Here is a 21,760-nt window from a genome sequence, read left to right as displayed (position 1 = left end):
GTTTTTACTTTACTGCTTTTTAAACACTGCGTTTTCCAAGCGAGTCAGACGTTTTAGAATATCCACATTGCTGCCGGCAATTGCTGAAGCATCCTCCGCCAGATCCTGTTTTCCTTCTAATTCAATAATTTTAGCTTTTAATGTATTGATCTGTTTCTCATACTCCTGAAGTTTATCCCCTAAAGTAGAGATCATTTCATCATATTCCTGATAATCTGCAATGACCAGATCCAGAAATTCATCAACTTCTACAGAAGAGTATCCCTTAAAGTCCACATTGAACTGTTTATCAAGTACTTCCTGTACAGTCAAATTAAATCTTTTTTCCATCTGTCTCACCTTCCACTTAAATAGTTTCTCAAAAAAGATGACAAATTGCAAGTGAAATTTTAGATTTCTGCATTTCTTTTCATCTTTGCCAAGTGGTTTTTCCCAATTCTTACAGGATTCTTAAAATCACATGAATTTCGTTTAACTATGGAAATTAAAAGTGAAATTGTATATAATAAGAAATGGTGATAGTATTGATAGGATATCCAAATAGAAAACAAATGGAACAGCCGGTACAAAAAAGCGATAATCATATGGGACGTGGGATGAATCTTGAAAAAGATCTCAATGATTCCAATACGTACTATGAACATGTTGATCGTGCCCTGATTCATAAAAAGCCGACACCGATTCAGGTGGTAAAAGTGGAGTATCCTGCACGAAGTGCCGCCAGGATCTGTGAAGCGTATTATAAAACGCCAAGTACAACAGATTACAATGGCATCTATCGCGGGAAACCGATCGATTTTGAGGCAAAAGAAACAAAGTCAAAAACGTCTTTCCCATTTAAAAGTATACATAAGCATCAGATAGAGCATCTGCGCAAGGTTCTCTATCATAAGGGAATTGGATTTTTTATTATCCGTTTCACATCTTATGGGCAAACATTCCTGATTGATGCGGGAATCATCATCAGAATGTGGGATGAAGGGAAAAAATCAATCACTTATCAAGATGTTCAGCAATGTGGCTCTTTAATCAAAGAAAGTCTAACACCAAGACTTCGCTATCTGGACAATGTTGATGCAATATACTTCAAAGAGGAGGAATCATATGGAAAAGAATCCTGATAACAAACAGAAAACTGTTAAAAAGAAAAAACCCAGAAGAAGCATACTTGATCGTGTGATCATTGTTTTTCTGGCGCTGGTATTAATTGGCGGTGTAAGTGTATTTGGTGTATTTGCTAAAATTGTATCTGAAGTAGAAACCAAAGATCTTCCATCAAAAATTGTAAGCAAGGAACCATCAGAAATATATGGGGTAAGAAATGGCAAACAAGTATTAATGAATGAAATTGGTGGAGAAAGTCGTGAAGTTATTACCTATGAACAGATTCCACAGGTCACAATCGATGCTTTTTTGGCGATTGAGGACAGCCGTTTCTATTCACACAATGGTTTTGACCTTCCACGTTTCATCAGTAGTGCCATGAACAACCTGAAAAATAAAGATTTATCTCAGGGTGGTTCTACATTAACGATGCAGACAATTGATAACTATATTATCAAGCCAAAAGAGGAAGAAGATAAGAAGAATGGTGTAACTTACAGCAGTCTGGATAAAATCGTCAGTAAGATCAAAGAAATCTATCTGAGTATGGCATTAGATAATGATGTAAGTAAAGAGTATATCATCACTGCTTATCTAAATCAGATCAACTTTGGTCAGCATGCACGTGGTATTCAAAAGGGAGCTCAATATTACTTTGGCAAAAATGTAGAAGAGTTAAATCTAAGTGAAAGTGCATTCTTAGCCGGTGTCATCAATGCGCCAAATGCCTTTAACCCTTATAACGGTGTTGTGGGTAATGTCAATTATTATAAAGCCGCAACCAACAGACGTAATGAAACATTGGATATGATGGTCAATCATGGCTATATCACAAAAGAAGAAGCAGCTTTAGCTAAGTCCACGAAACTGGCATTCCAGTTAGCAGGTGGCAGCTCATCATCTGATGATTCTTCTTTCAACGCCATTACCAATCAAGTCGCAAAAGAAGTACAGAAATTAACTGGACAAGATCCTTATACCACACCGATGAAGATTTATACTTCTATTGATTTAGATGCACAGGAACAGGCAACAAAGCTTTGTTCTGGTGAAGGATTAACCTTATTAGACAACAAGTATTATCAGTTTGGTTTCACAATGATGAACAACCAGACAGGTGAAATCGTTGCAATCGGACCTGGTTTAAATGTAGATTATGCAAGCGGCAACTGGAAAGATATGTCTATTGAACCAAGACAGCCTGGTTCCAGTATCAAGCCGGTATTAGATTATGCATTGACATTTGATAAATTAGGCTGGTCTACAGCTCACACATTAAAAGATGAAGCAGTGGATATGGGTGGTTATAATCTAGTAAATGCTGATGGTAAATACCATGGAGAAGTTTCTATGGAACAGGCAATCACAGAATCATTTAACCCACCAGCAATTAAATCTTTACAAGCAATCATCGGAAAAATTGGTGTAGATGGTGTTGTAGAATATATGAATAAAGCTGGATTTAACAATATAACCACAGAAAATTTTAATACACAATTTGGTATAGGTAGTTCAGAAATGGAAGCTTCCCCTACGCAAATGGCTGCGGCTTATGCCTCATTTGCGAATGGTGGATATTATATAGAGCCACATATGGTCACAAAAGTAGAATTCAAAGATGGCAGTAAAATCCTTGATCCTAAATATGAAAAGACTTCTATCATGTCACCACAGGCAGCTTATATGATGAGTGATCTGTTAAATAAAGCGGTAAGTGGAAAATACAGTGTACAGGGTGCATTCCTTCGAGATCTGTTAGATTCTTCTTATACTGCATATGGTAAAACAGGTACAACAAACTGGGGTGAAAACAGTTATGGTATAGAACCTATGGCTATCAAAGATAACTGGATGATTGGCTATACAAGCAATTATGTATGTGCGACATGGACAGGCTTTGATGGAGGTGCTGAAACAGGAACCACTTATATTAGCTATGAAGATTTATTAGCAACAAGAACACCTGGAAAGATTTGTAGTACGATGTTAAAAACTGTATCAAGAGGCGCTGGTCCAATACAAAGACCAAGTGGCTTATCCGATATCACTGTTATGAAAGGTATGTATCCTTACAAGCTTGCGCCAAAAGGTGCAAAAGATGCAATCTCTGGATTGATCAAATCTGAATATGCGAAGAATTTAGAAAATGCTACCATTACTCCACCATCTAATCTTGTGAACTTTGTTGTTACAAAAGCAAATGCTGCAGGAACAGATATCGACTTCACATTCGGTGCTTATCCTGGTGATAAGAACAGTGATATGATTAAGATGTATGGTGACATTGTTTATAAAGTTGTGATTACAGTTGATGGCAGTGTAACAAAACAGGAAACTTACACATCGACAACTGGTAGAATATCTGGTGCTATTCCTGAAGGAAAAACTGGAAAAGTTTGTGGCTTCTATCAGTACAAGAATTCTGATGATGCGAAAGCAAAATCAAATGAGAAGTGTGTAGAAATCTCAGCAACTGCTGCCGTTAGCAAAGATTCATTAAATTCATTATATCAAAGTGCATCTGCCCTGAATAATACAGAATATACTCCAGAAAGCTGGCTGGCACTTGATTCCGCAAGACAGGCTGCAAAAATTGTCATGGATAACACAAGTGCTACTCAAGCAGAAGTTGATCAGGCATTAAACAACCTGCAGAATGCAGTAAATGGATTGGTAAAAAATACACCGGAAGCACCAACACCACCTGCAGACAATCAAGGTGAAACACCTGCTCCGTAAGGATTAAAAAATTTGGGAAACGCAATTTCGCGCTTCCCTTTTTCTTTGTGAAAAAAAAGAGTAAATCAAGATTTTACCTTTAATTTACTCTTATATGCTTCTAGCTTGTCTTTCTTACAGAATGATTGAAAAGGACAGCTCTCACATTTAGGATTTCTGGCAGTACAATGATATCTTCCAAAAAAGATAAATAAATGATGTGCACGATTCCAGCGTTCTCTTTTGATTTTTCGTTTTAACTTTTCTTCAACTTTTTCTACACTGTCTTGTGGCTTGGCAAGTCCTAAACGTTTGCTAATCCGCTCTACATGGGTATCCACGGCAATGCTAGGGATATCAAAGCAGACACTGCGTACAACATTGGCTGTCTTACGACCAACACCTGCAAGACTTGTCAGTTCTTTCATCGTTTCTGGTACCACACCATCAAAGTTCTCTACCAGCGCTCTGCTTAATTCTTTGATAGAATGTGCTTTATTACGATACAATCCAATTCTTCTAATCTTATTTTCTACATCTTTAATATCTGCATCTGCTAATGCCTGCGGTGTAGGAAATGCTTCAAATAAACCCGGAGTTATTTTGTTTACGGATGCATCGGTAGTCTGTGCAGACAATACCACCGCAATCAATAATTCAAAAGCATTTTTATGAATCAATTCGCATTCTGCATTTGGAAACATTTCTTCTAAAATATCTAAAATTTCATCCGTTGTCATTATCGTTTCCCTTCCTCGTATTCTTCTGGTGTTAAGCCTCGCTTCTTCCACTCAATCAAAATACGCTCGATATAATCAAAGCTTTTCTTATCATAGGTAAGCGCTTCACGTAATGCATAAATAATCATTTTCTGATGATATGTATTTGTCCATTCTGCCAGTCGCTGCATTTCCATTTGGGATAATGGTCTGCCAAATTCTGTTTCATATTGATCAAACAAGGAAGTATCCATAGCGATTGGCTTTTCTTGTTCACCTTCAAAAATCCCATCGATTTCAAAAATGATTCTTCCATCTCTTAGTTCCAGATTCAAAAAACCTTTTGCGCTAAGTCTTGATAAAATATCATCAATTTCATCATCACTTTTTTTCAGTTTTTTTGCTAATACCTGATGCGATACACTAATTTGATATTCATTCATAAAATCAATCAGCAACAATACGAGGGTTTCTTCTGCACTTACACTTAATTCATCTAAATGATCCAATATCCAGTTTCTCCGGTTGATAAATTTTTCTTTATACCACTTTGTATTCATGACTTCACATCCTTATCCAGATAATATACCACCTTTAAGGTATCATAATCTAATAAAACTTCACAGTTATTTGCTTCTATTACATATACTGGCTGATCATAACCATATCCAAGCGTTACTTTTACATCTTTCCAGCCATATAGTTTTTGTGCTTCTTGCGCAGCCTTATCTTTTTGTAAAGTAGCTTTTTCTTTGGTAACGATTGGCTTACCTTCTTCGTTAAACCAAACGATATTATCCTCATCTTCTCCAATATAAATGATATAGTGGAATACATGACGCTGTATATTTTCAATTTTCTCATAGTTTTTTTGTATATTTTGTATTTGTTTTTCAACTTTCGCATCATATTTGGCAGATGGACCAGTAATAAATAATGCGATTTCTATAAAAATCACTGCCAGTAATATGATTACCAGCAAAGTGGTAAATGCTATTGATTTTCCATTAAATTTCATGAAAAGAACTCCTTTCACATATGGTATTATTATACACAATTTTTCGCTTTTTGTCTTTATATCCACCGCAATTCAGGATATAAAAAAATGCGAATTATAATCTTCGCATTAGTTCTTGTGTAAACATTGCACTTCGCTCACTTGCATGTTTTACATATTCTTGAAAATCCATATGAGAATCAGGTTTACATGCGACATCTGATAATGATCTTAAGATTACAAATGGTACCTGATAATGTGCGCTAACCTGCGCAATAGCGCCAGCTTCCATTTCTGCACACATAGCATCTGGAAATTTATCGCATAAATTCTTTGTCGCTTCCCCCGCTATAAATTGATCTCCACTTGCCACAAGGCCTTTGTGTACTGTCACAGCTAAGCCTCTTAACGCTGCTTCACAAATTGCTAAAAGTTTTGGATCAGCATCATAGTATAGACCAATTCCTGCTTCTCCATCAATGGGACTGGTATCAAAATCATGTTGAACAACACGTTCACTTAAAACTGCATCTAAAATGTTTTCATTTTCTTTTAAGCCACCAGCAGTCCCGATATTAACAATCTGCTCTACTGGGTAATGCTCCAGTAAAATCGTTGTGGACATCGCTGCATTGCCTTTTCCAACACCGCTTTTCATGACCACAACATCTTTATTTTCTAATGTTCCTTCATAAAATTCAATGCCTTGTATTTTTTTAGCTTCTGCATTCATTTTTGATACGATTGCGGAAACTTCTGAATCCATAGCCGCAATGACTGCAATCATAATGACTCCTTCCTACAGATAAAAAACTGTTTCTCACCTTCACAGATTCCTTCTTCTGTAAAATCCGTATAAATTTCTACCTGAAAGCCTGTTTTCTCTAAACGTGTCTTGATATCCAATGGATCATATACTCTTTGGATATGCTGTTCCAATGTAACTCTGCCTTCTTCATCGTAAAAAGCAAAATTTTGATAGATTCGATCTTCTACTGCATAAATTGTCCACTGATATTCATGTGACATGATTTTGCCTGCTTCATTGTATTCTTCTTCAAATTCATCTAAACGATCCATGGAGTGCATATCCATAATGAAAACACCATGCTCACGCAGATGTTCATAGACCTTTGTAAACATATGATCTACCTGTTCATCACTTAACAGATAATTAAAGCTGTCACACAAGCAAAGAATACCATCATAGGTATGTTCATCTTCAAATTCACTCATGTCCATTACAGACCAGCTGATTGCTTCACTTCCCGGTTTTGACTTTGCGGCATTGATCATATCCTGACTCAAATCACTAGCAGATACATGATAGCCTTCTTTAGAAAGTGCAATTGTGATTTCACCACTTCCACATGCCAGCTCCATAATATCGCCTTTTGGCATATGTGCTTTGATTAGATCCACCCATGCAGCTGTTGCTTCATCGTCCTTGACCAATGCATCATAATACTTGGCAAGTACCTGATACATCATAAAGAAAAGTCCTCACAAGGTAAATCCGCATATAATTTTTCCAATTGGAAATGATCACGTTCTTCATCTAAGAACACATGTACGATCACACTATGTAAATCTACTAAGACCCAGCGGCTGTCCTTATCCCCTTCCATGCTTCTTACAGGGAAATTATGTTCTTTCATACGATCCACAATATTACTTGCGATGGCATAGACCTGACGCAGATTGCTTGCTTCGGTAATAATGACATGATCAATAAATGGATTCAAAGAACTGAATTCATAAATGATGGTACGTTCTCCTTTTTTTTCATCGATTGCTTTTCTTAATACTTCTAACATTTCGCTCATTTAGGCAATACTCCCTTCTTTCTTCAGATATTCCTGCTGTTGTTGTTTCACAACTTCATAGCCTTTTTTTAAATTCTGTTTACTAATTTTGATTTCTTTTGAAGAATCATATCCACGAGAAGGATCCAATTTATCCGCAATAAACAAAATCCTTTCATAATCGTTGATATTTCTTCCTTTGACATGATGATAAATACTGTGAATTACATCTTTATCCGTTACATACAATGTGTGTTTTGCATAATATGCGCCAATATATCCATGCCAGATAGCACTTGCTTCATCTAAAAACTGTGGCAAATGATACTTCATCCAAATACGCTGTTGATCAACTGGCATTTGTTTACACACATCATGAATCAAGCCAGCCATATAGGCTTTCTTTTCATCTAATCCATGTGCCCTTGCCAATTCCACGCATAAATCTGCGACAGATAAAGAGTGCCGATATCGCTTTTCACTCATGTGTGCTGCTGTAATCAAGTCAAAATACAACCCATGCTTTGCCATGTATATACGTGCACTCTTACAAAGCTGATATAGTTTTTTTCCTTCACGTATCTGTGAAGAGGATACATCGATTAAAGGCATCGTCACCCGATGAAAACGTTCATCTAATTCCATATCTTTTTCTCTTGAGAATACATAAAAGTCGATTTCTTTCAATAATTGTTCATGATCCTTCCATGCAGAAAACTGTTTTGCCTGATCATCTCCAATCAGCCAGCAGAATTCATCGTTAGGATAACGTCGTTTTAATTCTTTTACTGTATCAATCGTATAAGATTTTTCACTTCGCTCGCCTTCCAAGGTACAAAGCTTCATATGACGATATGGTCGTATGGCACATCTGACCATCTGACAGCGATCATAAAAAGATACACTTTGATGATCCTTTAATGGGGCGTCTTTTGCCGGCATGAACCAAACTTGATCAATTCGCATTTTTTTCAACGCCATTTTCGCAATCTGAATATGTCCTTTATGAATGGGATCAAAGCTTCCGCCTAACACCGCAATTCTCATAAGACTACATCCCCAGTTTATTTTTCTTACTTCTACGATATAAAGTGAATGTACGGCCAATTACCTGTACTACTTCACTATGTGTTGCAGCACTTAATTCGATAGCTGCCTCATTTGCACTTAACGCACAGGTTTTTAATAAATTGATTTTTACTAATTCGTGTGCTTCTAATGAATCACCAATGGTTTTTACCATATTTTCTGATATTGCATCTTTACCAATCTGAAACAATGCTTTTTTTGTCTGTGCAATTCCTCTTAATTCGCTTTTTTGTTTTCCTGTTAACATTAAATCATCGCCTTTCTAAATGTTACACTGCTTTGCGCAGGTACAAATACTTTTATATGTTCTACATGTCCACTGATACAAAACCATCCAAGTCCATGAATTACTACATCCGTTTTTTCATGAATGTCATGTAATTCAAAAGTTTTCATTTCTGTATAGTTGTCACACATCGCCGGAGATAATAATTCCCCGATATGCTCACTCCATAACTGATTTGCTTTAGCCTGTTTACTACGATGAATCTTTAATCGTTCAGAAAAGTAACAAACACAGCTTACCTGTTCACAACCTATCAAATCTAAACGAACCAGTCCACCAATGGATAATGTCTGATCTTCATACAACTGATAATTTCTTGCCTTTAATGGTTTTAACGGAATCACTGTTTTCAACAAGTCATCATCCACATGGGTTAAAATACTATCCATACGTGTAATACCCGGTGTATCATACAAAGTATATCCATCCATTTCAATTTCATTAAAATCAAGTGTGGTACCAGGATGACGAGAAGTTGTTAACTCCTGATTATCGCAGATTGCATTTAATAATGTACTCTTGCCGGCATTTGCCATTCCCATAACCACAACATCTCTGCCATGACGATATTGATCGATTGCATATTCTACTTCTTCTACAGAAGCGTTATCTTCACGTTTTGCATGCTTTGCTAAATCACCACAAATAACAATTCCCTGTACAATAATGCCGTTTTCTTTCAATCGGGATAAGATAAACTGCCCTAATTTTTCATTACCAACAGTTTCTGGCAGCAAGTCGCGTTTTGTCGCCACCATGATAATATCTTTCCCTAACAAGTGACGATTTAATCCAGATATCAAATTTGCCTCAAAATCAAACAGATCCACAACCCAAACAATCAAAGCATCTTTTTGCGCAATTTGTGCCAGCACCTGATCACCATCAACGCCCTGCTTCATACTGATGGTCACATCATCATAATGACGGATACGAAAACAACGCTGACAATAATCCGCATCTGCTTTCGGTGTATATCCAATACTGTTTTTATCTGTTGTCTGTAATGTAACACCACAGCCCTTACATTTTTTACTCATGATAGACTCCTTTCGTCAATCGCTTTGTTTTCTTCAATAATTTAAATACCATATTTTCAAACTTACGATTGATTTTTGTACATGCCAGATCACGTTCCACAACTGGTGCAGTCAAGATGGTATGCAAGCCTACAAAGTTAGCACCCAAAATATCTGTCATCAGCTGATCGCCAAGAACTGCGACATGTTTTTTATTTATTTTATAATCCTTCAGCATCTTCCAATAAGTTTTAGGAAGTGGTTTTAACGCAAAAGGATAATAGGGAATATCTAATCCTTTCGCAAATGTTGCGACACGCTCTTCTACATTATTGGAAATAAATACAATTTGTATGCCTGCTTCTTTTATCGCTGTAAGAAAATCCAATACATCCTGATCAGGTACTGCAATATCATGCGCCACAAGGGTATTGTCTATATCACACACCAAAAGCTCAATACCATGTTCCTTTAGATATGCAGGACGTAATGCATTGAATCGATGTATATAATAATTGGGGGTAAATAATCCTAACATAGGTCCAACTCCTTTAAAAACATCAGTATTAGTTTATCATATTTTTCTAATAATGAATAGCAGAAAACCAAAAGCTTTTTATAATTATTTACAGTACAAACGGTGGATATTTCACCCTCTTGCATTTATCCTGTAAATGTAAAAGAAGGATATCTTATTCACAGGTGTTTTGATTTTGAAATAGATAAAGAATTCCATTAAAAAAAACAGTTATACAGAAACCATTCCTTCTGTATAACTGACTTTTTACTTTATTTTTTCTAATTCACTTGATTTAATTCGTTCGATATGAATCGCAAGATAACCAATTTCTACTTCACTTAATTCCTTTTTTAATGCTTTTGATAAATCTTTACAAATTTTTTCTGCGGTCTGATACGCATACGGAAATTTTTCAGCCACAAAATCACTTAAATCTACCTGTAGCTTTTCACCTGTCTGTAAGCGCCATAACAGAAATTTCATATGATTCATCAATCGGATATAAGACATAGAATTTACATCAATACGGATATGGAAATCTTTTTCTACCTGTTCAATGCTTTCTTTGATGATGATGGCAGCCTGCATGGATTCTGGCACTTTTTCTGAACACGCTGCTGAATGAACATGCAATGTAATATAGCCGATTTCATCTTCATTGATCTCAAAACCGCACTTTTGCTTAATGATATCTTTGCCTTTTAAAGCAACCTCATATTCATCATTGAACAGTAAGCGGATTTCATTTGCGAATGGATTTGAAATCACCATGTTTGATTTGATACGTTCATAGGAAAAGGCAATATGATCAGCTAATGGCAACAATATATTGGTATCCACCTTTTCAAACACCTTTTGTGCCTCATGAATGATAGCGGCAGCTGCTTCAATGAACACAGGATCCACACTTTCAATAATTTCCATGGCATCGCCCTTTTCTGTTTTCTTTGAAAAGCGAAAGACATCCATCCAGTCTTCATATTGAAAGGATTCATTCGGTTTGCGATGAAAACCAATCCCTTTACCCACAAAGATGATCTGTTCCTGATGCTCATCACATACCAGTACACTATTATTATTTAGAACTCTTTGTATCTGATACATATGACACTTCCTTCCCTACCTTACGTATTTATTGTAACACGGTTTAACGAATTTCCAAAAACTTTTCGCCTGTTTTTTTGTTGCCAAGTACTTTTTCTATCGTTTTTCCATCCGCAAGTGAAGTTACTACGATCATCATCGCTTCACTAGGCGCATGCTCCTTGATATAGGCTAAATCCGCATGCCATAATGCATCACCAGCTTTGATTTGATCGCCTTCTTTTACACACACTGTAAAACCTTCTCCATTCAAGTTTACTGTATCGATACCAAAGTGCAATAACAGCTCGCTACCATCTTTTAATTTTAAACCCATAGCATGTTTGGTTGGAAATACCATAGCGATAGTGGCATCACATGGCGCATAGATATCCCCGCTTTCTGGAATAACCATCACACCATCTCCCATCATCTTTTGAGAAAACACCGCATCACTGGCTTCGATAATATCTTTTACTTCACCTTGACAGATTGCCTGTAGTTCAATTGTTTTTTTACCTCTGTTAAATAATCCCATATCTTTATCCTCCTAATACTTCAGTATTCAATAATGCATCATGCCCGATACAGATTATAAATTTTCTTTGACGAATGCTTTCCATGATTGTATACACGATATCCATAGGAATCAAGAATACAATGAATGAAAACTTTAATACACATTCACGCAGGAAGCTTTGAAACCATGTACGTTTTTGTCCGTTTGTATTTACGACACGTAAATGAAACAGCATTTTCCCAATCGTTTGCCCATTTTGTTTGGTTGGGATATAAATGAATAGAAACAATATACTTAAAACTGCACACAACAGCATATAATTACCTTTGACTGCCATTTGTGGATCTAGTTGAAATACCTGATAGGAAAACAGAAAGATGTTTAATACAACCGCAGTGATCAATAAATCTACTGCATAAGCGCACATGCGTTTCAAATATAGCTTCATACGTGATTCCTCCTATAATTTTGATAAATAATCTTCTAAGTCTGATTTAATCACAGTAACTCTTGGCCCATAAATGACCTGGATACCATTGCCTTTTTTAATGACACCGGCAGCACCGCTTGCTTTTAAGACATCTTCTTTTACAAGGTCAGGATTTTTTACAGTTGTACGTAAACGGGTAGCACAGCAATCTACATCAGAGATGTTGTCTTTTCCACCCAAGCCATCACAGATCATAGCAGAAACACTGTTTTCATCTGCTTTTCCTGATGTAGTAGATGTTTCTTTTCTCGCATTTACATCTGCACGAGTATATAGTTTTGTTTCTTCATTGTCATCTTCTCTGCCAGGTGTTTTTAAATTCATCTTTTTGATAACGAAAGTGAACAGGAAGTAATATACGATAAAGTAAACAATACCAACGATTACGATCCAGATCCAGTTTGTCTTATCATTACCCTGCAGGATACCAAATAAGAACATATCGATCAAGCCACCAGAAAATGTCATACCAACACCTACCTGGAAAATATGCATTAACATATAGGCAAGTCCTGCTAATACACAGTGCATGATATACAGAAGTGGTGCGACGAATAAGAAGGTGAATTCTAATGGCTCTGTAATACCTGTCAACATACTTGTTAAGGCAGCGGAAATCAATAAACCACCAACCACATTTCTTTTTTCAGGTTTTGCACAACGATACATTGCAAGAGCAGCACCTGGAAGTCCAAAGATCATTAATGGGAATTTACCAGACATGAAGCGAGTAGCTTCTACTGAGAATTTAACTGTATTAGGATCAGCTAATTGAGCAAAGAAGATATTTTGTGCACCTTCGATTGTTTTGCCAGCAACCATCATTGTACCACCAACACCTGTCTGCCAGAATGGAAGATAGAATACATGATGCAAACCAAATGGAATCAATGCACGTTCCATAACACCATAGATGAAGGTTCCAAAGTAACCTGAACCTCGTACAACATCACCGATTGCATAAATGCCTTCCTGAATGAATGGCCAGATATAGAACATGGCGATACCTACAAACAAATATACAACTGCTGTGATGATTGGCACAAAACGTGTACCGCCAAAGAAGCTTAATACCTGAGGCAGTTTGATTTTATAGAATTTATTGTGTAATGCAGCAACACCCAGACCAACGATGATACCACCAAAGACACCCATCTGTAAGGATGTAATACCTACAACCTGTGTAACAGAACCATTAGGCATTGTTGCGGCAGCACCAGTGATATCTAACATAGCACCAATGGCTGTATGCATAATGAAGAAGCCGATTGCACCAGCAAGTGCTGCTACTTCTTTTTCTTTCTTTGCCATACCGATGGCAACACCCATTGCGAAGATGATTGGAAGATTCGCAAATACGATATCTCCGGCTTTACTCATAACTGTCAAAATTGCATATAAGAAGGTACCAGGACCTAAGATGGATTCTAAATGATACGCAGAAATCATAGTTGCATTTGTAAAGGAACCACCGATTCCCAAGAATAAACCAGCAACTGGAAGAATTGCGATTGGAAGCATGAAGCTTCTACCTACACGTTGCAGAACACCGAAAATTTTATCTTTCATAACTTTTTTCTCCTTTTATTTTATCAAGTAAAACTGACGGGTGCCCTGTTGAACGCGCGCAATCCAACAAAAAAGGCACTAACTTCTCCACATATACAAATATCCTTTGTATCATGCTTTAATCGTTAATGCCTGCTTTACCAGTAACACACGTTCCGTTCAATTTTTACATTCTCAGTTTATCACTGTAAGCGGTTGCTGTCAATACATTTTTTAATTTTTTTATTTGTTTATCTTTGATTTTGCTTCATCTGTACCTTCAATTTCTTTAAGATACGTTTTTCTAAACGGGAGATATATGATTGTGATATGCCAAGTCTTTGAGCGATATCTTTTTGCGTCAGTTCTTCATGCTCAATACCATAACGCATTTGTAGAATCATACGTTCTCGCTCCTTTAAGGTGCTCATGGCGGCAATCAGTTCCCGCTTATTTTCATTCTTTTCAAATTCCTTTGTGACTAGATCATCATCGGTACCCAGAATATCACTCAACAATAGTTCATTGCCATCATAATCCACATTCAAAGGTTCATCAAAACTAACTTCCACTTTCCTTCTGCTTTTTTTACGTAAAAACATCAAGATCTCATTTTCAATACATCGGGAGGCATATGTGACCAGTTTAATGTTTTTATCTCGTTTAAAAGTGTTGACTGCCTTGATTAGTCCAATCGAACCAATACTGATCAGATCTTCCATAAAAATCGGATTGGTTTCATAGCGTTTTGCTATGTAAACAACAAGTCTTAGATTATGCTCAATCAATGTGTTTCTTGCTTCCTCATCTCCATCTTCCAATGCAATCAATGCGGCTGTTTCTTCTTCCTTGCTTAAAGGCTTGGGTAATACATCACTTCCCTGGATGTAAAATACATCCATTGCTGTTTCTTTTCCAAACAGCAGTTTCCATAACTTCCATAGTCTTTTCATGTTCATCACCCCAACGTCATCACGTTCATGTTTAAGAGTACCTCACAATCAAAAGGTAAATGCAATGTTTTCGCAAAGCTGACATATACTGGCTGTGTACCAGCTCCTTCCATGTAAAGCTGTGCTTTCATACACTGCATCATGCCTGTTTTCTGTATGGTATCCATTACTACCAATTCTATGTTTTTTTCATCAAAATATGACGCATATTTCGCATCCAGAAAAACAACCGGCAAATCTTTATGACGAAGCAAGTTGCCACTGTCCAGATACCCTTTGATATACAGTTTCTTTTCGGCGAAGGATAATGTCGCAGGATATACATAATTGCCCTGTGCCAGCAAGGTATGCCATTTTCTTTTCAGCATAAAAAAGAGGAATGCATAAAGCAGCCACACCATCCACATATGTTCATCAATTGGTAGATAATACATGCCATTATGAAAGCTTCCATGATACCATGCAAATACGCTGAAAAACAGAAGAACGCGAATAGCATATGCCATAAAATAAACCTTTCTGCGACTTTTAAATATCTGAAGAAAGCACAACCACTCCCATATAATCAAACATATCCATGCGTTATCAAAAAACAGACATCCATGGATTGCTGTGATGGCACTATAGAACAGTATCTGTTTTTTATTGATCATCTTCATACAGCTGAAGCAAGCAAGCTTCACCGATAAATAGATGGTAAGAAAACAAAAAAGAAAACTGACTTCTATATATCCTTCCATACCCTTCATCCTTTCCTATTGCATTATAAGCGATAGCAGGATGGCAAGTTGTCGAAAAAAAGGAAACATTTGCGTTTCCCTTTACAATAATTTTTCAAATTCTGATATTGGCATTGGTTTATAGAAATAAAATCCCTGTGCAATACGACAATGTACATCATATAACAGCTGTAGCTGATCCTTTGTTTCTACACCTTCTGCCACACTGTCAATACCTAACAGATTGATCATATCCATAATACCTTCAACAATCAGTTTACTCTTTTCTCTTGTCTGTTCATTACTGCGTAAGAATACCTGATCCAATTTGATGATATCGATTGGCATTTCCTTCAACATATTCAAAGAAGAATAGCCACTGCCAAAGTCATCCATGGATATCAAAAAGCCAAAGGATTTTAATTCCTTAATTAACGCTATCAGACGTTCACTGTTATCTAACATCGTACTTTCTGTAATCTCTAATTCCAGATATTTCGCTTCAATGCCATGTTTTTGTGTCATGTCATATATTCGCTGGGCAAATCCTTCCTGGAAAATATATGTTTTAGAAAGATTGACAGATACACTGATTGGCGCATATTTTCCTCGCCATGAGGACATATAGGTCAATACCGTATCAATGACATACATATCCAGAATTTCCAAAAATCCGTTCTTTTCAAAAATCGGTATAAATTCTCCCGGAGAAATCAATCCATTTTGAGGATCTTTCCAGCGCACAAGAGCTTCCGCAGCAACCACTTTATTTGTTTCAATATCTACCTTTGGCTGGAAATATACAACGAATTCTCCATGATCCATCGCACTTTGCATACGACTTTCGATTTGTTTTTTTCTTACGATATCCTGATACATTTCTTCACTATAGAATGAAATAAATGCTTTAGGGTCATTTTTCTTATTGTTTTTCGCATAAATGGCTTTATCCAGACATTTCATCAAATCATAATCATACATATGCATCTGATAAACACCAAACTGCATGGCAAATTTGCTGCCAGGATGATGCCTTGTATAGTCATTTTGTATTTCCGCATAAATCTTAGATATTCGCTTGGTGATTTCTTCTTCCTCATGTTCCTGTAGCAATGCGACAAATCGATCTTCACTGATACGTGCCGCATGCTCTCCGAAGCGTAAATGCAGATTGACCGCATACATGATTGTAATTAACAAATCATCCCCAAAAGCATAGCCATAGATTTTATTAAACATCTTGAATTCACATATATCAAATTCCACGATACTGAAGATATCACGTTTTGGTGATGTTTCCAACAATAACGATACATCTGTTTTAAATTTATTAAAATTCTCATGACCAGTCAATGGATCATTATAAAGTGCTGCCTCCATCTGACGCTGAGAACGACGACGGAAATGATAGAACACCACAAAGAATATTACCGCAACCAGAATGATGATAAACCATGTGAGGAAGGCAATTTTTGAAAAAGAAGTAATTCTTGCGGTCACAACAGAAGCCGGTACAACTGTCAATACAAACCAGCCATTATAATCAATACCTTCAAAAGATAAGTAACAATCTTCTCCCTTCGCATCGATAAACTTAATAAATCCACTGTCATTATCATCGTCAAAATATTTCGTTTTACCTGAATAACACAAATCTTTCATTGTATCAATTCCATCAAAACCATCATAATCATCACATCGTAAAATAATTTTACCTGTTGTATCACTTAAAATAGAATGCCCTTCTCCACCAAAGCTGGTAATCAGAATATCCTGTGAAAAATCTTCCACTGTTTTAACATAGAAAAAAACTGCCTTGACTTCTCCATTACGCATCACTGGTGTTGCATATGCATTGATTTTATCTCCAGCACCTATTTTATCTGTAATTACTTCCGAAACATTGCTTTCACCTTTTAAAGCTTTCTGAAAATATTCACGTTGGGAAATATTTAAATGTTCATCATCCGTGGTATAGCAATCACCCGTTACATCCGCAATACCAATACGCTTTAAATGATTTTTTTCAGCCAGGTATTTCATCTTTTCAACAATTTCTTGTGGCTTATTAAGATCTTCATAAATGACAACTTCAGATAAAGAATCTACCATTTGCAGATTATCTTTGATACGATTTTCTATAGTGGCAGCATTCTTCTGACTAACTTCATTCATACTGATCATGGTTTCTTCACCAATTTGTGCATTCAAATAGTCCATATAAAAATAAGCCATTGTTCCAATGATAAATACCGTAAGCAATGCCACGATAAAGTAAGGATACATTACTTTCTTCTCTTTCATGACCTCGACCCCTTATATCTTCTTCTATTATACACCATTTTCCATAATATAACCGCTTTCAAAAAAAATTTTTTTATAATCTTTTTCACGATATTCTATCATTTTACCGAAAACTGCTTTTCACAATGGCAAGTTGTGCATAAGCCCTATATTTACAACCCCATAACATGTATGGCAAACTATATAAGACATCTGAATATTGTTTATTCATTTGTCATTCCTCCGTGATAGAATTTTTGCAGTTGGTAGCCGCAAAAAAACTTCATTGCGGAGTTTTTTATTAATGCTCATATAAAACCTTTTTCTGTACTCAAAGGTGTTATTTACGTGCGCCACAACTGCATTCATAATGAGCTGGGTCGTCAACAACTTTTATAGCTTTCTGGCGAGTTTTGGTTTCAGTTGAGTAACCTGTTAGGATGTTATCACCTTTCAGAGTGTAATTACAACCACATACGGTTAAACAATGATATGCTACATCAGTTGCATTATCAAAGTGTTCATGACAATTGTTACATTCAAACCATTCTACATACTCATAAATTGGTACTTGTTCCTCACATGTTTCAGTCACATATTCTGTATGACTTTTTTCTGGTACATAAATGCTGAAATCATGTTGATGAACTGGTTTTACTGGTTCTGTAGGTTTAGTAGATTCGCTAGGTTTACTGTTATTAGAGCTGGAGTTTCCAGAATTGTTATCCGTATTCGGCTTAGAACCTCCATTGTTATTGTTGTTATCGCTATTTCCATTAGTGTTCTGTGAGTTGGAAGTATTGGAATTGTTCTTATTAGAAGCAACTTCTTTCTTTGAGTCGGCATCGTTATCTTTAGATTTTTTCTTAATCTCATCACCAGAAGTAATGACCTGATTTCCTTTATCTGCTTCTTTCTGTGCTTTTTCTTTAGAAATTACTTCGACTGTCTTTATTACAGTCTTTTTGTCGATTGTGGTGTCAATAGGAATGATATTATATGTAAGATCATATTTCCCCTCTTTTGTGAGGTCAACCTTACTGGCATCAACAGTAACGTCTTTTATGACCTTCTTGTCAAATGTGAAATCCTTAAGGAAGTTTATATTCTTGGCACCCACTTCGATTGTCCAATCTTTGATACCTTTTACGTAAGTGTCTAGATCTTTTGTAGTTTCTTTTCCCTTGCTTTTATTCGCTTCTTGTTTAGTTGATTCTATTTTTGGATCATTGTGGTCACTATTTGATTGCACAGCAAAATAGATACCACCAATCAATAATAAAATAATGATGATTACTACAGGTATAACAATTTTCTTGTTCTTTGTAATATACTCTTTAATCTTTTCCATATGTGCAAAATTCCCCTTTTCTTAATACCTTTTTCTTTATCATCTAGTTTATACATTCATAGGTAAAACTCTTTTAAAATAGTAAATTCGTTATAATGTGTATGAACAACAATATGGTATTTACTTACGTGCGCCACAACTGCATTCGTAGTGAGCTGGGTCGTCAACGACTTTGGTAGATGTCGGACGTGTTTTTGTAACAGTGTCGTAACCGTCTTGAACGGTGTCTTTCTTAAATGCGTAGCCACAACCACAAACATCTTCGCAATGTGTTGCAACTTTTGTTTCATCATCAAAATGTTCATGGCAGACATTGCATTCGTACCAATAAATTTTAATATATTTTGGAACTTGTTCCTCATATGTTTCTTCGCCATATTCGATATGACTTTTTTCTGGTACGAAGATGCTGAAGTTATGCTGATGAACAGGAGGTTCTGGTGCAGGCTTAGTCGGTTTGACAGGTTTACTATTATTAGAGCTGGAGTTTCCAGAATTGTTATCCGTATTCGGCTTAGAACCTCCATTGTTGTTATTACTAGTACTATTTTTATCAGTATTATGTGAGTCGGAAGTATTTGCAGTATTGGAATTATTCTGATTAGAAGATACTTCCTTCTTTGAGTCGGTACCATCTTCTTTGGAGTTCTTCTTAATTTCATTATTAGAAGTAATGACTTGATTTCCTTTATCTGCTTCTTTCTGGGCTTTTTCTTTAGAAATTACTTCGACTGTCTTTGTTACAGTCTTTTTGTCGATTGTGGTGTCAATAGGAATGATATTGTATATAAGATCATATTTTCCCTCTTTTGTGAGGTCAACCTTACTGGCATCAACAGTAACGTCTTTTATGACCTTCTTGTCAAATGTGAAATCCTTAAGGAAGTCTACGTTCTTGGCACCCACTTCGATTGTCCAGTCTGTTATACCTTTTACGTAAGTGTCTAGGTCTTTTGTAGTTTCTTTTTCCTTGCTTTTATTCGTTTCTTGTTTAGTTGATTCTATTTTTGGATCACTGTTGCCATTAATTGATTGCAAAGCAAAATAGATACCGCCAATCAATAATAAAATAATGATGATTACTACAGGTATAACAATTCTCTTGTTCTTTGTGATATACTCTTTAATCTTTTCCATATGTGTAAAATTCCCCTTTTTTCCTTGTAAATATTATACAGTATTTATTCAATACCTATTATACCGATTTTTATCATATTATCCAAGAACCTTTATGATTGAAAAGCCTAAAATAATCCATCATTTGAAACATGAGAAGCAGTTTAACACCTCAATACTTATTCTTCTTTCCATTAAAAAAGAAGGACGATTTGTCCTTCTTCCAGTTCTTAGTTTGTGAAATTGTCAAAGTAACCCTGAACAAGTACGATTGGTGTACCTTTATCACCTGAACCACTTGTTAAGTCACATAAAGAACCAATCAGGTCAGTCAATCTTCTTGGTGTTGTACCCTGAGATGCCATATCCCCTTTCAGATTGCCATCTTTTTCTTTGATTTTTGCTTCAATGGCATTCTGTAGTTCTTCACCACTTAAATCTTTGAAATCATTGTCTGCAAGATATTTCAGTTTCAATTCATTTGGTGTTCCTTCTAAACCATCTGTATAAGCAGGTGATACGCATGGATCAGCAAGTTCCCAGATCTTTCCAACAGGATCTTTAAACGCACCATCACCATACACCATGACTTCTACATCTTTGCCACAACGTTCTTTTAATTTTTTCTGGATATCAAATACTAAATCACGGCATTCTCTTGGGAACAGTTTTACAGTATCTTCTGTAGATTTATTAGAACCTAACAGACCATATGCACTGTTATAGCCATTGCCATTGATAGAAGTTGTCAGGATATCATCCAGACCACATACTCTTTCTGCACCATTTTCTTTTAGGATACGTTTTGTTCTAGCTCTTGTATGAATATCACAAGTCAATACGTTCTTTGTATAATTTAAGATCGTTTTTGCGCTGTTCGCAAAGATTACCTCTACATCACAGCCTTCTTCTTTGATCAGATTCTGATAATATTCCACGTAATCGACACCAGTGAATTCATGTTTGTTTTCTCCAAACAGTTCACGATATTTTTCAAGTGATAATACATCACTATATGGATTGACACCTGCTTCATCTAATGCATCTACACTGATTAGATGATTTCCTACCTCATCACTAGGATAGCTCAACATCAATACAATTTTCTTTGCTCCCTTAGCAATTCCTCTTAAACAAATTGCAAAACGGTTTCTACTCAAGATTGGAAAAATCACACCAATGGTTTCTCCACCCAGCTTAGCTTTCACATCTTCTGCGATTGCATCCACACTGGCATAATTTCCCTGGCTACGGGCAACGATAGATTCTGTAATCGCAACTACATCTTTATCACGCATTTCAAATCCTTCTGATTCAGCGGCTTCCAATACACTGTCAACGACGATAGAAGCTAAATCATCACCTTCTCGAATGATCGGGCAGCGTACCCCACGAGAAATTGTTCCAACTTTTCTTTCCATGTTTTTCAAACACCTTTCT

The 21,760-nt window shown here is 36.2% G+C and carries 23 protein-coding genes; 2 read left to right on the top strand and 21 right to left on the bottom strand.

From position 1 onward, the window contains the following. Window positions 1-9 precede the first annotated feature (9 nt). The gene (locus DW761_RS17590) at window positions 10-330 is read right to left on the bottom strand and encodes a DivIVA domain-containing protein (protein ID WP_117452250.1); all 321 of its coding nucleotides are present in this window, start codon (window positions 328-330) and stop codon (window positions 10-12) included. Between the two features lie 254 nt (window positions 331-584). Between DW761_RS17590 and recU the strand changes: the two genes are divergently transcribed. Both recU and DW761_RS17580 read left to right on the top strand, forming a co-directional pair. Then, a complete protein-coding gene (recU, locus tag DW761_RS17585) occupies window positions 585-1,121 on the top strand; it encodes a Holliday junction resolvase RecU (RefSeq protein WP_233513127.1) in 537 nt (178 codons plus the stop codon). Next, a complete protein-coding gene (locus DW761_RS17580; protein ID WP_158553843.1) occupies window positions 1,105-3,843 on the top strand; it encodes a transglycosylase domain-containing protein in 2,739 nt (912 codons plus the stop codon). Before recU ends, DW761_RS17580 begins: the two co-directional genes overlap by 17 nt. Before the next feature lie 65 nt (window positions 3,844-3,908). Here the strand turns inward: DW761_RS17580 and nth are convergent, their stop codons facing one another. The 20 genes from nth to DW761_RS17480 all read right to left on the bottom strand — a co-directional run bounded on the left by nth (window position 3,909) and on the right by DW761_RS17480 (window position 21,741). Continuing rightward, window positions 3,909-4,562, bottom strand: a complete 654-nt coding sequence (gene nth / locus DW761_RS17575; RefSeq protein WP_117518928.1) for an endonuclease III — start codon at window positions 4,560-4,562, stop codon at window positions 3,909-3,911. Beyond that, complete coding sequence (locus DW761_RS17570) at window positions 4,562-5,101, bottom strand: DnaD domain-containing protein (RefSeq protein WP_117452258.1); 540 nt, start codon at window positions 5,099-5,101, stop codon at window positions 4,562-4,564. The genes nth and DW761_RS17570 overlap by 1 nt, the downstream gene beginning before the upstream one ends. Next, window positions 5,098-5,559: a hypothetical protein gene (locus tag DW761_RS17565; RefSeq protein ID WP_117452260.1), complete on the bottom strand. Its 462-nt coding sequence runs from the start codon at window positions 5,557-5,559 to the stop codon at window positions 5,098-5,100. Before DW761_RS17565 ends, DW761_RS17570 begins: the two co-directional genes overlap by 4 nt. A 94-nt stretch (window positions 5,560-5,653) precedes the next feature. Continuing rightward, entirely contained in the window at window positions 5,654-6,325 is a 672-nt protein-coding gene (locus tag DW761_RS17560; RefSeq protein WP_117518927.1) for a 5'-methylthioadenosine/adenosylhomocysteine nucleosidase, read from the bottom strand. Then, window positions 6,322-7,029 (bottom strand): class I SAM-dependent DNA methyltransferase, encoded by a 708-nt coding sequence (locus tag DW761_RS17555; protein ID WP_117452264.1) that lies wholly within the window; start codon window positions 7,027-7,029, stop codon window positions 6,322-6,324. Before DW761_RS17555 ends, DW761_RS17560 begins: the two co-directional genes overlap by 4 nt. Then, window positions 7,026-7,364 (bottom strand): ribosome silencing factor, encoded by a 339-nt coding sequence (rsfS, locus tag DW761_RS17550; RefSeq protein WP_117452266.1) that lies wholly within the window; start codon window positions 7,362-7,364, stop codon window positions 7,026-7,028. Before rsfS ends, DW761_RS17555 begins: the two co-directional genes overlap by 4 nt. After that, window positions 7,365-8,390, bottom strand: a complete 1,026-nt coding sequence (gene nadD, locus DW761_RS17545) for a nicotinate (nicotinamide) nucleotide adenylyltransferase (RefSeq protein WP_117518926.1) — start codon at window positions 8,388-8,390, stop codon at window positions 7,365-7,367. It abuts the gene before it with no gap. A 4-nt stretch (window positions 8,391-8,394) separates the two neighbouring features. Then, complete coding sequence (locus DW761_RS17540; protein ID WP_117452270.1) at window positions 8,395-8,679, bottom strand: YhbY family RNA-binding protein; 285 nt, start codon at window positions 8,677-8,679, stop codon at window positions 8,395-8,397. Further along, window positions 8,679-9,758 carry a ribosome biogenesis GTPase YqeH gene (gene yqeH / locus DW761_RS17535; protein ID WP_117452272.1) on the bottom strand — a complete coding sequence of 360 codons (1,080 nt, stop codon included), beginning with the start codon at window positions 9,756-9,758 and terminating at the stop codon, window positions 8,679-8,681. Before yqeH ends, DW761_RS17540 begins: the two co-directional genes overlap by 1 nt. Next, the gene (locus tag DW761_RS17530) at window positions 9,751-10,275 is read right to left on the bottom strand and encodes a YqeG family HAD IIIA-type phosphatase (protein WP_117452274.1); all 525 of its coding nucleotides are present in this window, start codon (window positions 10,273-10,275) and stop codon (window positions 9,751-9,753) included. Before DW761_RS17530 ends, yqeH begins: the two co-directional genes overlap by 8 nt. Before the next feature lie 246 nt (window positions 10,276-10,521). After that, a complete protein-coding gene (locus tag DW761_RS17525; protein WP_117518925.1) occupies window positions 10,522-11,361 on the bottom strand; it encodes a PRD domain-containing protein in 840 nt (279 codons plus the stop codon). Between the two features lie 43 nt (window positions 11,362-11,404). Continuing rightward, a complete protein-coding gene (locus DW761_RS17520; RefSeq protein ID WP_117518924.1) occupies window positions 11,405-11,878 on the bottom strand; it encodes a PTS sugar transporter subunit IIA in 474 nt (157 codons plus the stop codon). 4 nt (window positions 11,879-11,882) lie between these two features. Beyond that, entirely contained in the window at window positions 11,883-12,308 is a 426-nt protein-coding gene (locus DW761_RS17515) for an RDD family protein (RefSeq protein ID WP_117518923.1), read from the bottom strand. Between the two features lie 12 nt (window positions 12,309-12,320). Then, window positions 12,321-13,919 (bottom strand): maltose/glucose-specific PTS transporter subunit IIC, encoded by a 1,599-nt coding sequence (locus DW761_RS17510; RefSeq protein WP_117518922.1) that lies wholly within the window; start codon window positions 13,917-13,919, stop codon window positions 12,321-12,323. A gap of 230 nt (window positions 13,920-14,149) precedes the next feature. Further along, complete coding sequence (sigK, locus tag DW761_RS17505) at window positions 14,150-14,857, bottom strand: RNA polymerase sporulation sigma factor SigK (RefSeq protein WP_178695117.1); 708 nt, start codon at window positions 14,855-14,857, stop codon at window positions 14,150-14,152. Beyond that, on the bottom strand, window positions 14,857-15,591 hold the full coding sequence (locus DW761_RS17500) for a sigma-E processing peptidase SpoIIGA (protein WP_158553842.1): 735 nt from the start codon (window positions 15,589-15,591) through the stop codon (window positions 14,857-14,859). Before DW761_RS17500 ends, sigK begins: the two co-directional genes overlap by 1 nt. Window positions 15,592-15,672: 81 nt before the next feature. Next, window positions 15,673-17,874 carry a GGDEF domain-containing protein gene (locus DW761_RS17495; protein WP_117518920.1) on the bottom strand — a complete coding sequence of 734 codons (2,202 nt, stop codon included), beginning with the start codon at window positions 17,872-17,874 and terminating at the stop codon, window positions 15,673-15,675. A 319-nt stretch (window positions 17,875-18,193) separates the two neighbouring features. Continuing rightward, complete coding sequence (locus DW761_RS17490) at window positions 18,194-19,204, bottom strand: hypothetical protein (RefSeq protein WP_117518919.1); 1,011 nt, start codon at window positions 19,202-19,204, stop codon at window positions 18,194-18,196. A 120-nt stretch (window positions 19,205-19,324) separates the two neighbouring features. Beyond that, window positions 19,325-20,341 (bottom strand): hypothetical protein, encoded by a 1,017-nt coding sequence (locus tag DW761_RS17485; protein WP_117518918.1) that lies wholly within the window; start codon window positions 20,339-20,341, stop codon window positions 19,325-19,327. Window positions 20,342-20,550: 209 nt separating this feature from the next. Beyond that, the gene (locus DW761_RS17480) at window positions 20,551-21,741 is read right to left on the bottom strand and encodes a coenzyme F420-0:L-glutamate ligase (protein ID WP_117518917.1); all 1,191 of its coding nucleotides are present in this window, start codon (window positions 21,739-21,741) and stop codon (window positions 20,551-20,553) included. Window positions 21,742-21,760 lie beyond the last annotated feature (19 nt).

The organism is Absiella sp. AM29-15 (genome assembly GCF_003434225.1).
Classification (GTDB): Bacteria; Bacillota_I; Bacilli_A; order Erysipelotrichales; family Erysipelotrichaceae; genus Hoskinsella; species Hoskinsella hominis.
This window is presented reverse-complemented; position numbering and strand designations above follow the sequence as displayed.